9 protein-coding genes and 1 tRNA gene are annotated in these 13,120 nt (G+C 34.8%); 1 reads left to right on the forward strand and 9 read right to left on the reverse strand.

Going from position 1 to position 13,120, the window contains the following annotated elements; genetic code table 11:
- Positions 1–72: 72 nt before the first annotated feature.
- From BLV99_RS04465 to efp, 9 genes are all read right to left on the reverse strand, one after another.
- On the reverse strand, positions 73–2,193 hold the full coding sequence (locus tag BLV99_RS04465; protein ID WP_092688127.1) for a sigma factor-like helix-turn-helix DNA-binding protein: 2,121 nt from the start codon (positions 2,191–2,193) through the stop codon (positions 73–75).
- Positions 2,190–4,421 (reverse strand): DEAD/DEAH box helicase family protein, encoded by a 2,232-nt coding sequence (locus tag BLV99_RS04470; protein ID WP_092688130.1) that lies wholly within the window; start codon positions 4,419–4,421, stop codon positions 2,190–2,192. The genes BLV99_RS04465 and BLV99_RS04470 overlap by 4 nt, the downstream gene beginning before the upstream one ends.
- 367 nt (positions 4,422–4,788) lie before the next feature.
- Positions 4,789–4,865 (reverse strand) — tRNA-Val (locus BLV99_RS04475).
- A gap of 31 nt (positions 4,866–4,896) precedes the next feature.
- Positions 4,897–6,909 carry a transglutaminase TgpA family protein gene (locus tag BLV99_RS04480; protein ID WP_092688133.1) on the reverse strand — a complete coding sequence of 671 codons (2,013 nt, stop codon included), beginning with the start codon at positions 6,907–6,909 and terminating at the stop codon, positions 4,897–4,899.
- A 3-nt stretch (positions 6,910–6,912) separates the two neighbouring features.
- On the reverse strand, positions 6,913–7,818 hold the full coding sequence (locus tag BLV99_RS04485) for a DUF58 domain-containing protein (protein ID WP_092688136.1): 906 nt from the start codon (positions 7,816–7,818) through the stop codon (positions 6,913–6,915).
- A 12-nt stretch (positions 7,819–7,830) separates the two neighbouring features.
- The gene (locus BLV99_RS04490; protein WP_413772577.1) at positions 7,831–8,823 is read right to left on the reverse strand and encodes an AAA family ATPase; all 993 of its coding nucleotides are present in this window, start codon (positions 8,821–8,823) and stop codon (positions 7,831–7,833) included.
- A 69-nt stretch (positions 8,824–8,892) separates the two neighbouring features.
- Positions 8,893–9,195, reverse strand: coding sequence for a YbdD/YjiX family protein (locus tag BLV99_RS04495; RefSeq protein ID WP_092688139.1), 303 nt, complete (start codon positions 9,193–9,195; stop codon positions 8,893–8,895).
- Positions 9,192–11,285, reverse strand: a complete 2,094-nt coding sequence (locus tag BLV99_RS04500; RefSeq protein WP_092688142.1) for a carbon starvation CstA family protein — start codon at positions 11,283–11,285, stop codon at positions 9,192–9,194. Before BLV99_RS04500 ends, BLV99_RS04495 begins: the two co-directional genes overlap by 4 nt.
- Positions 11,286–11,457: 172 nt before the next feature.
- A complete protein-coding gene (gene efp, locus BLV99_RS04505; RefSeq protein WP_086185781.1) occupies positions 11,458–12,027 on the reverse strand; it encodes an elongation factor P in 570 nt (189 codons plus the stop codon).
- A 70-nt stretch (positions 12,028–12,097) separates the two neighbouring features.
- On the opposite strand from efp, the gene epmB reads away from it, so the two are divergent.
- Positions 12,098–13,114: an EF-P beta-lysylation protein EpmB gene (epmB, locus tag BLV99_RS04510; protein ID WP_092688145.1), complete on the forward strand. Its 1,017-nt coding sequence runs from the start codon at positions 12,098–12,100 to the stop codon at positions 13,112–13,114.
- Positions 13,115–13,120 lie beyond the last annotated feature (6 nt).

Here is a 13,120-nt window from a genome sequence, read left to right on the forward strand (position 1 = left end):
AACTTGAACTTAATTGGCGTCCTAATTTCGCCATATTTCTTGTTACAAAAAATCTTTAACGGATAACATCAATTATCTTCCGCTTTTCCAATTTCTAATTGCTATCAATGCAGTATCATCCGTAATAGCAACTACGGATTTTAATACTGCAATATTCTCACTCACTGTATGATTCAAATTGCATACTTTATCAAGAACATCTTTAAGACTCTCGTATGGAGTTTCTTTAAAAGAATAAATCGATTGCTTACGATACCAACCTTGCTTCTCACAATATAATCTAGCAATAGAAGCATAAAAATGCTTTGAAAAACTTTGGTTGAACTTTGAATTTAATTCATTTTTTAAAATAGATGGCTCTACAGGCATGTCGTACTCTTTTAGAACACAAGAAATTGCATCAATATGACTATTAATATCTATATGTTTGTAAGCAATATCTGGTGTCGTATAAAGCATATACTTGACCTGAACAACTTTACTTTCTCCCATTAATTGATCTAAATAAAATGCAGCATGACCAGCACTTTTACTTTTAAGTAGATTAGCAATCTCAGCTCTTGTAAGAGGGCTACCAAGCCTATTCATCGTCTGAATAATGACTTCTTTTTGAGTTATTTTTTTAAAATTCTTTTTAATACTTACAGAATCTGATTGAGATCGACCATTAAAATAAAAACCGTAATCTTCGCCAAAATTTTTTACATAATATCGAATATCATAATAATCATATTTTTTTAAATATTCGGAATCTCCGTAACATTGATTTAAATGAAAGACGGTAGATTGATTCCTTGCTTGGTATTCCATCAACTCCATAAAAAGATCATCCAAAACTATGGATTGATCTATAAATTTTATATGCTTATATACTCCTACCCCTGCCAAAAGTATGTAATTTTGATCATGAAATGCTTCACTATCTACTCGTATCTCATAAAGAGGGGTTCTTGAGAATCCATTTTCATTGACTAGCTTAGAGACATCTAACCATGGTAATCCTTTTTTATATTTTAAAAGTACACATGCTGCCGCTTCAGATTTGCTTAGATGCTTAGGCCAAATTTGATCACCACTAATTCTTATTATATCTTCAGCTACTAATAAATTTAAAATATTATCCACATCAGCAATATTTAATTCTTCGAGATAATCCTTAACTAAAAACAAATTAAGTGGAGAACCATTTTCTACAAAAAATGTATTTAAAACTCCATTATCAATATTCGGATAAACATATTCATGTAGATTTTTTTTTCCACTAATTTCACTCATAAAATCAAAAAAATCTTTTTCATTCTTAAAACAAGAAAATAATGAATCCAATTTTAACGTTATATCTTTATTCATATATTTTTTTAGTAAAAACCATATGTTATCTTGACTAAGACGCATATGAGATATGAAAATTTTTTTTATTTTAGACTCTTTTTGCCTAATTCTTTCTCTCGATACATTAAACATCCCCCCTATTTCTTCGAGAGTTTTTTTATCTTCTATAAACCCCCATCTCATTTGAAGAATATTAATATTATCTTCAGTAATCTTTTCAAAAAAATACTCTATATCTTCTAAAATAATACGTTCAAATATTTTTAAATCCATATCTTCTATATAACAAGGAACTATCAATTTCGATTCAAACAAATTAATATTAATTTTGTTTTCTAAAATCAACATTAACTCATCCTTTACAAGATTCTTAAATATATTGAAATTTTTAATGTATTCTACACCTAATCCTGGTATTTCAGATATTTTACTAGAATCAAAATTTAATACATAATTAATATCGTGTAAATAAAAAACTTCATCTAACTCCAATCCAACCTTTTTAATGGTTTTCATTACTTTAGTACTTAAACCACAGAATACTATTTTTAATTCCTCCAAATTAATATCTGAGTAATCTTGTTCCTCATATTTTTTTAAAAAAACTGAAAAATCAAATTTCTTTAAAGAAATAAATATATCAACATAAAGACGCCCTACCCCTGGAATTGCACCTATTTCCTCAGGAGCTAATTTTAAAATATCACCTAAAGAATCCCCAATATGCAACCCAAGATCACCATCTTTAAAATTTTTCAATCTTTTGATAAGTTTTTTAAAATCTTTAGGTATATCTAAATTAACAACACTATCTAAACTGATGTTAAAAATATTTTCAGAATTAAAATCTAAACCACTCACTTATTCTTCACCTTACCTAAAAATGCCAAAACAGAAACATATTTTTCTTTAATTAAATTTAAATCTTTCTCTTCAATTAAATTTATATCCTTAAAACCTTTCACTCTATCTTTATATTTTTTTACAAGATCACATTCATAATTTTCTATATGATTTACAATCTCAACATTAAGATCTTGCTGATCTTGCTGATCTTGCTGATCTTGCTGATCTTGCTGATCTTGCTGATCTTGCTGATCTTGCTGATCTTTATAATATGGCATAATTTTGTTTAAATCCTTATCAATAAATTCATATAAAAAATTATAAGAAAATTGATTAGATATAGCTTTAAAACTAGGCTTTATATTATTAGCTAAATAAAATTCATCAATATAATTATTAATTACTTCTAGCATTTCAGCTTGTTCAAAATCATTATCAAATGCATTCGATAGATAATTATAGTAAGAACCAAAATGAGTCGCAATTTGATCCAAGCTTATACCTTTTATTTCTGACTCTATCATATTTATTTTAGGTATATTATTAGTTCTAATTTTATATTCTCTTATTTTTTTTATAAGATTTTCTCTACTATTTAATTGCATTTTCATATTTTCAATTAAAGTCAGAACTGTTGCAGCTTCTTCACTATATTTCACCTCTATTGAACTATCATGAAAAAAACTTACACTGTTTGATTCAGCTATATCATCAATTAAGTTTTCTTTATCTAAAGGCGCTTTTTTTATGGCATCTGATAATTGTTTTATTTCTTGTAATCTATCTAGTGAACCAACAAAATCTAATACATGTACATAATCTTTATTATGTGTCTTTCTAAGCCCCCTTCCCAACTGTTGTAACCAGATTGTTCTAGAACCTGTGTATCGCATAAACACTAAAAGATTAGTTTCAGGAATATCAATTCCTTCATTAAATAGATCACAAACTAATATATATTTATAACTACCCTCTCTAAAATTACGAATATTTGCACGCCTTACTTGATCTGTCATTTGAGAATGAACTAATGTAGCAGTCCCTAGCTCAAAGAAACCAATTAAATGCATCATATGTTTTATATTTCTACAAAAAACAATACCTTTAACACTTTTAATTTCTTGATCTAAAACTGTTTTTTCTATTAATTTAATAACCTCTTCATCTTTTTTATGTAAAAATAATTTTTTATCTAAATCATTCAAAGACAACCCTGTATTAAGCTCATTGATTTTATTTTGATCTAAATCATCAAGCAAAACTAAGTACTTTGGAAATGCTAACTTTTTGTGTTTCAATGCCCATATAAGATCAAATTTTCCTATATGACCGTCAGCTCCACCAAAAAAATCAATGACATTTTTATTATCAGATCTATATGGAGTAGCTGTTAATCCTATTAATAATTTTGGCTCAAATATATTGACCACTTCAGCATAAGTTCGCGCAGGAGTATGATGTGCTTCATCAACAACTACATAATCAAAAGTATGTTTCTTAAGCTGATTAATATGACCATATAAAGTATCAAACGTAGCAAAAATAAAATCTGTATCTTCTAAAGATGAACCTGAAAAACAAGCAGAAAAAGAATAATTTCCTATGCCTAAAACATTCTTAAAAGCAGTAACTGACTGAAATAAAATTTCTACTTGGTGAGCAATAAACAGCACCCTTTTTCTTTCTTCTGATGTTGTAATTAACTTTTTTAGCAAATGTGCCACTGTGTATGTTTTACCTAACCCTGTAGCCATCTCAATTAGAATTTTTGACTTTCCATTACGATGTGCTTCTATAGCTTGATAAATTACTTCTGTTTGATATTTCCTAGGTTTAATTTCTCGACCAATTTCTGAATGCTTTTCCACCCATAAATTTTGTAACACGTCTCTATCGATTAATTCCACACCCAATCTCAAAGCTCTAATTCGAACCTCTGATGTAAAATATGAGTTAGTTACAAGGATCTTGTTACTCACGTTTGCAAGTTTTGCACCAGTAACTAACTGATTTAATGCTTTAACATCCACCATCGTATTTATGTTACGTTGCTTAACCTCAATGGCAAATTTTCTTTTACCCTTATAGGCAAATATATCTACTCCTCCATCTCCATGTCTAAATTCAACCCCAACTTTCGTTATTAGTGCATCTGTCCAGCCAGAAGCTTCAAATAAATCTCTTATGAAATGCTCAAAATCTTGATGTGAAAGTTTATCAATATCTTTAAATTCTTTAATCATAGCTAATTTACTAAAGTATTTTACCCTATGATAACATTTAATTTTTTTTAGTAAAAAAAAAAGGCTTTTTCTAAAAAACAAATTTATCTTGAAACTGCTTAATCCAAATCTTCAATAAATTTTACTAATGATTTGATATCTTTCTGCTTGAAAGGTCGTATTCCTATGTTTGAGCTTGGTCGCTTGAACTAGACCATGATTGATACAGTATGAGTATTCTGACGTTTAGTCACTGAAGAAATACCACTTACATCAGTGGATACAAGATAGCTAGTTTTATGAGGGTATATGAAATTAATGTAAATTATTGTAATCCATAAAAAACCGCTCACGAAAGTATATAAAATATCATGAGCGGTTAATAATTTGGTAGGTATAAGCAGACTCGAACTGCTGACCTCTACGATGTCAACGTAGCGCTCTAACCAACTGAGCTATACACCTAAGTGCTGTGAATCATATTCATTTTTATTTTCTAAGACAAGGGCTTTCTAGTGTTTTTTAAAGCAGATGCACAAGTTTTAAGCATCCCTTTAAATTTCATGGCTTGTTGATCATCAAATTCACATGAAAATCGTTGCTGTTGATAATATTGCGCTGTTTGTATAAAGATCGGTTGTTGATCTTTTTCAACCCATTCTGCCAAACGATGCATCCACATATAAAAAGTTTCAGCGGGTTGCTTACGTAAATTTTGCGGCAATTGCTTAGAAAATTGTTGAATCGCTTGCTCATATGCAGAAACATACTGTCTATTACGGTAATAAATCCAAACAAAATAAAAAATAATCACGATCACAATACTTGATAGCAAGACAAGTGCACTCGCATAAGCAGAGTTCAAACCTAATTTTGACAACCAGCTTTGCTGCTTTTCAGCAGTATATCCCACGACTTTACTTTGCCATTGATAACTTGCATAGTCAGTCCAAATACGCATATTTTTCAACATTGAAAATCGTTGATATTTCCATTTTTGTTCTTTATTTCCTAAAATACTACGATCATTTTCAATATAATTTTGCATACCCCCATCAATCCGTTGTGGAGCAATTATCGCGGTGGGATCAATTCGTTGCCATTTTCCATTCAATTGCACTTCTGTCCATGCATGTGCATCAAGCTGACGGACTTCCCAACTTGCTTGATCAGGTGAAAGCTGCCCACCTTGATAACCTATGACAACTCGTGCAGGAATTCCAACATAACGCATCAACATGGTAAAACTCGAAGCATAATGCTCACAAAAGCCTTGTCGAGATTGAAATAAAAATTCGTCAATGCGATTGCCCCCTAATAAACCGGGTGACAATGTATATACAAAGCCTTTTCCCTTATACCATTGCAAAATGTTGCGCACATATCGATCGGGTTGCTGACCACTTTGTTTAAACATTTCTAATGCAAATTGACGTGATTTTTCATCCAATGCTTCTGGCATTTGGGTATTTATTTTTTTCAATATATTCGATTTAAATAATGCTGACTCTGGCAATTCAGTATTACCCAACCAATGCAATTTAATAGGTTGATTACGCAAAATTTGACGAATCGGGGTAATACTCCAATCCTGTTTTAATTGGTACTCTGTTTCAAGTGGAATTGACTTTTCCAATCCCATCACCCACATCACTCGTGCATCAGCAGCCAAGTATTGATAATCAAAACCACGTTTCGATTTCCCAGAGAACTTATTTTCTAAAACAGGTTGTTGATTGATAAAACTGCTGGTCCACGTTTTTCCATCATATTGATCTAAAACCATCGCGCGCCAATACAGTTCATTGCGTGATGGAAATTTATCCATATCCCCAATAATTCGAAAAGCCAAACTTGTGGATTGTGAAAGTTCTGCAATATCACCAGGTGACATGCTATCGCTCATCCCTGTGACACTTCGTTGTTCTGGAATTGGAATATGCCAAAGTGGTGGTAACCGTGGAAAAAATACAAACAGTAAAATAAAAAAAGGCAAAGCCAAAATTAAAAATCTAGCCACATGTTTTGCATCAGTTTTTAATGCTGTCGATTGATTTTCTAATGATTTAAATTCACTGGTTTGTAGGCGATAAAGTCCAATTAAGCAGCTTAATAAACACAGCACAATTATCAGCGCCATCCAGATGGATTGGCTATATAAAAAGGAACTGGCACTAACAAACAAAGCAAAATTAAACAAAACAATAACATCACGCTTATTCTTGGTTTCTAAAGCCTTTGCAAACAAAAAGGTCGATAAAACAGCAACCCCCGCTTCAATACCAATAAAACTTTTATAACTAAAATAAATCGTGACTAAAGCTAAAGTGGTCAGTGCAAATGTCCACATCTTAGCGACCGCTTTGTTCTGATCTTTTAAACTAAAAAATAAACAAAGCAAAATTAGTGCAAAAATAGCACTTAATAAAACAGGATTAAAAAATACCTGTGCAATAAAGACCAAGACCATTGTGATTAAAATTGAAATTCTAATATCAGCATGGATCATAATTTAAGCCTGTGCCAAAAGTTTTTTTGCTTGTCTTAACTGATTTTCGCCAATGCCTACAGGTAATTCAGCTTGTGGTAAATACACTGCATAATCACATTGCATCTGCTCACATTGTTCAATCAATCCCATCATTAAATTCAGCTTTTCTTCATGTTCTGTGCTGGGCATATTGGCATAATGAATTTCAATATTGCTTTGATCATTATGCTGTTCAAACACTTTGATATATAAGCCTTGCCCACGCGCAGCTTGCTTCCATGACACCGCTTGTAACGCATCCCCCAACTGGAAATTACGTAATTCACGAAACTCATCCATATCTGGTTCAAAATTATGCTTCTGCTGTTTATTTTCAGCACTATAAAATGCAGCTTTGGGTGCAATCCATGCAGACTCTTTTAAATAAAAATAAGTCCATGCCCGAACCAATCCAAAGGGATAAACTGAATAAATCTGTAAGGTTGGATAGTGAAATTTCCCTCTTTTTTCAGGCAAAAAAGAAAGCGTGATTTTATGCTGGAGTTCTGAAATCAGGACTTTTTCTAAATGCTGATCGGTTTTAATCCATAAATAGCGGGAGTGCTTTTGCGCTTGTTGAAAATGTAATTGCAATTCAACACTCTTGCCAACCTGCCCTATTCCAGCAATAGAAACTTCAACGCCTAAATCATGTAATTGTTTAAATGTTAAATAAAAGCTAATACATAAAATAGCACTAATCAAAAAGCAAAAGCCCAAAATCAAGTTGTTGGCATAATTCACTCCTGCAATAAAAGTAATCAAAATCAATACCAAATACAGATAACCCTGTTGATAGATAAAAATCAGAATGTCTTTTTGCGAGAGTTGTTTGACTTTTTCAAATTGAAAACGTGCCGCTAACCATTTTTGCCAAGGATTGCTCAAATTGATCTTCCTTTAGCTAATATTGACTTGCTGCATCAACTGCACTGTTTCAGCTTCACTCAAGCCAATACGATGAGCAACCACAGCAACAAACACCGCTTGCACATCATCTGGCGTCACAAAACTACGTTGCTGAATAAAAGCAAAGGCTTGTGCTGCTTTTTTCAAAGCCAATAAACCACGGGTCGACAATCCATGTTGTTTTTTACGGGTTTCATCGGCAAGATTGAGCAGATATTCCAACACAGCATCGGCAATATGCACCTGATTAACCAATTGTTGCATCGCTAAAATTTCTTGCTCGTTAAACACATGCTTGAGTGTCGCAATTAAGGCATAGCGTGAATTTTGTTGTAAGAGTAATTTTTCTGCTGAACGTGAGGGATAGCCAAGTGACAAGCGCATTAGAAAGCGATCGAGCTGCGACTCTGGCAACGTATAAGTACCACTTTGAAACAATGGGTTTTGCGTGGCAATCACCCAAAAAGGTTGTGGTAATGGGTAACGCACGCCATCCACAGTCACCAACCCCTCTTCCATCGCTTCAAGTAAAGCACTTTGCGTTTTTGGACTACAACGGTTAATTTCATCGGCCAATAATATTTGGGTGAAAATGGGGCCTTGTTTAAACGCAAACTGATGTTCTTTTTGATTAAACATGTTTACACCAATCACATCGCTTGCCAGCATGTCATTGGTAAACTGAATGCGCTGAAATTTAAGCCCTGCAAGATGTGATAAGGCACTCGATAATGTCGTTTTCCCTAGCCCAGGCAAATCTTCAAACAACACGTGTCCGCCTGCCAACAAACAACTCAAAGCCAATTTAGTTTGGTTTTCTTTATCTAGAATAATGCTATTAATTTGAGTTAAAAATGTTTCAACCTTTAAAGCATAAGATGCAACTTTATGATTCAGTTCTAGCTGTTCATGCGTGAGTTCTTGTTTTTGAACTTTATTCGTCCCCCAAATCACACTCTTATCCCCAATAAAAAAACGGTGCATGAGTAACATACACCGTTTTTTTATTTTTCCAAAGAAATCAAAAGATTTCTGACAAACACTTGTTCGAAACTAACAAGGACATTTCTTCAATCCACCATTCGCACTTGGATAACGTGCATCCACACAGTAACGGTAAAATGTTTTGACATCCATCGGTACTAAATCGGCATGATTCTTTTTCATATGCTCTAAATAGGTCTGATAATCAGGCACACCCACCATCAAGCGAAAACTTTGCTGTAGACGCTGCCAAATAATTTGAATGGTTTTAATACCATTTAACATTAATAATTTCTTGGGCTGTGCAAGCACAGTAAATTTAATAATTTTGCCCAAAGCCAGTTTTTGGCGAATTTGATCTTTTAGACTCATTTCACCTCTCCTACTGGAATTTCATCACTGTAAATGGCTTCTGACTCACGCACACTTGGATTAGGATCTGCCAATGCACGACGAATCACACCAATTGCAGCAAACAACATTACAATTGCCACTATCATAAAGAAACCACAAAGTACCGCATTGATTTGATTAGAAAAGACAATGGTTTGCATTTCGGTAATGTCTTTGGCTGGTTTTAAAATTTCATTACGCGCAATCGCATCAGAGAATCGGTTAGCTTGAGCCAAGAAACCAATTTTTGGATTCTCATGGAAGATTTTTTGCCAGCCTGCCGTCATACAGGTAATAAATAAGAAAATGGTGGGAATAATTGTGATCCAAACATATTTCTCTTTCTTCATTTTAAATAGGATAACCGTACCCAAAATAAGTGCCATTGCAGCAAGCATTTGGTTACCAATACCAAAGAGAGGCCACAAACTATTAATACCACCAAGTGGGTCAATCACACCTTGATAAACAAAGAAGCCCCATCCCGCGACAGCAACAGCCGTACCAACCATATTACCCCAAAAATTATGTGAATTTTTAAGTGACGGAATTACAATACCCACCGTATCTTGAACCATGAAACGGCAAGCGCGTGTACCTGCATCGACTGCGGTTAAAATGAATAATGCTTCGAATAAAATTGCAAAGTGATACCAAAAAGCCATCATTGAACGGTTATTAAAAATTTCCGTAATAATATGCGCCATCCCAATCGCAAATGTTGGAGCACCACCTGTACGTGATAAAATTGTGCTTTCACCAACCTCTTGAGCCAACAAAGTTAATGCTTCAGGAGTTACCACAAAACCTAAAGTACGGACAGCTTCAGCAGCACTTTCAACCGTTGTACCCAAAACTGCCGCAGGGGCATTAATTGCAAAATAAACACCTGGTTCTAAAATAGTGGCACAAATCATTGCCATGACAGCAACAAAAGATTCCACCAACATCCCCCCATAACCAATCATACGAATATCCACTTCGTTATTGACCAGTTTAGGTGTAGTTCCTGACGAAACCAACGCATGGAAACCTGAAATTGCACCACACGCAATCGTAATGAATAAGAATGGGAACATAGATCCGGCAAAGACAGGGCCAGTACCATCAATAAAATGCGTTACAGCAGGCATTTTCATTTCTGGTAATGCCACCATAATGCCCACCGCTAGACCTGCAATCACACCAATCTTCAAGAATGTCGATAAGTAATCACGTGGCGCAAGCAATAACCACACAGGTAAGACTGAAGCAATAAAACCGTAACCAATCAAACACCATGTCAATTGCGTCCCTGTGAGCGTAAACAAAGGCCCCCAATAAGGATCGGCTGCAATATTCCCACCATAAACAATTCCCGCCATCATCAACACAAAGCCAATGAGCGAAACCTCGGCAATTTTTCCTGGACGGATATAACGCATGTATACGCCCATAAACAATGCAATGGGAATGGTTGCCGCAATACTAAACACACCCCAAGGGCTATGTGCGAGTGCTTTTACAACCACAAGTGCTAATACGGCAAGAATAATAATCATCACGCCTAATGCACCAAGCATAACGATAATTCCAGCAAAGGAACCAAGTTCTTGCTTCGCCATTTCACCTAATGAACGCCCATCACGACGGGTCGAAATAAACAACACCAAAAAGTCTTGAACAGCGCCCGCGAGAACGACACCGACCAACAACCAAATCGTTCCTGGCAAATAACCCATCTGTGCAGCCAGAATAGGACCGACTAAAGGCCCTGCACCAGCAATCGCTGCGAAGTGATGTCCAAACAAGACATATTTATTGGTAGGCACATAATCCAGACCATCAGCTAAACGATGTGCTGGTGTTAAACGTCGCGCATTGAGTTCAAAAACTTTATTCGCAATAAATAAACTATAGAAACGATAAGCAATGCTATATATACAGATGGCTGCTAAAACCAGCCAAACAGCATTTACATGCTCACCTCTGCTCAGTGCAAGCGTCCCAAATGATACTGCACCTAAAACTGCGACTAAAATCCATACTATTTTTGAAGTTGTTGATAACTTCTGTTGAGTCGTTTCCATGTCAATCCCTCATCTATTCTGCATAAATCAGCGTTCATTTTTATTGTCTGGCTTACTGCTGTTTGCTCTTTTGTGACGGTACTCCTTATATTTTATTTTTCATTTATAGTTCTGGCATAAAAAAAGGGACGATTTTCATCATCCCTTTCGATAATAGTCTATTTTTAAACCATTATGCACGTTCTAAATAATCACCCGTACGAGTATCTACACGAACGCTTTCTTCTTGCTGTACGAATAATGGTACACGAACAACTGCACCAGTTTCGAGTTTAGCAGGCTTACCGCCACCGCCAGAAGTATCACCACGTACACCTGGATCAGTTTCAACAATTTTCAAGACCACAAAATTCGGTGCACTTACTGTCAATGGAATACCATTGAACAACATAATGGTACATTTTTCGTTTGAATCGTCTTTCAACCATTTAGCAGCATCGCCCATCGCAGTTTTGTCAGCTGTGATTTGTTCGAAGCTTACTGGATCCATAAAGTTCCAGAGTTCGCCATCGTTATAAAGGTAATCCATTTCAACTTCTACAATGTCTGCACCTTCCAGTGTTTCATTGGATTTGAACGTTTTTTCTAAAACTTTACCCGTTTTAAGATTACGCAATTTCACACGGTTAAATGCTTGACCTTTACCAGGTTTCACATATTCATTTTCCATGATTGAACATGGGTTACTATCCAGCATGACCTTTAGGCCAGCTTTAAAATCATTTGTCGAATAATTGGCCATGAAAGGCTCACTCCAAACTTACTAACTTAAATCTATTAATGCTAGACTAGCATCATTTTTTACATGCGGCATGATAAACTATTTGTATCAAGAGCAAAACTGGCAATCTCAACTCAGTGACCTTATTACAGACCCTTTAGAGTTACTTGAGGTGCTTAAGCTCTGTCCTGAGCAATTATTATCAGGGGCAATCCTTGCTTCTGAACAGTTCAAATTACGTGTTCCCCGTGCATTTGTCGGAAAAATGACCGTTGGTGATCCACTTGACCCCCTTTTACTGCAAGTATTACCTCATCATCTAGAACTCGAAGACCACCCTGACTTCGTGACAGACCCATTAGGTGAAGAACAAGCCAATCAACAACCGGGTGTATTACACAAATATAAATCTCGCTTTTTACTCACCTTAACGGGTGCTTGTGCAGTTCACTGTCGCTATTGTTTTCGCCGTCATTTTCCTTATCAAGAAAATTTACCTAAGAATGAAGATTGGCTAAACATTCAAAATTATATTGAAAGCCAACCAGATATCAATGAAGTCATTTTTAGTGGTGGAGATCCACTTACGCTCTCAAATCGAAAACTAAAACTGTGGATTGATCGTTTAGAGTCTTTACCGCAAATTAAATTTTTGAGAATTCATTCACGAGTTCCTATCGTAATCCCCAACCGTGTCGATGAAGAGCTTGTTTCTCTATTAAAAAACAGTAGGCTACGGATTATTCTAGTGGTACACTCAAATCACGCAGCTGAGCTTGATGATTTGACTTGCGCTAAGCTTTCGCTATTAGTTCAACAGCAAATTACCGTGCTCAACCAAGCAGTTTTATTAAAGGGAATCAATAATTCTGCACAGGTTTTAGTCGATTTAAGTTATCGTTTGTTTGATGCAGGTGTAATGCCATATTATTTACATGTATTAGATAAAGTAAAAGGCGCGCATCATTTTGACTTAAGTCCTAAAGAGATTAATCTTATATATAAAGATGTTTTAGAGAACCTTCCTGGATATTTGGTTCCTAAACTCGTTAGGGAAATAGCGGGCGAAAAAAACAAAACACCGCTTTTTGGGGTTTCAACTTTTTGAGTTAAA

Origin of the sequence: Acinetobacter kyonggiensis (genome assembly GCF_900107285.1) — a bacterium.
Lineage (GTDB): Bacteria > Pseudomonadota > Gammaproteobacteria > Pseudomonadales > Moraxellaceae > Acinetobacter > Acinetobacter kyonggiensis.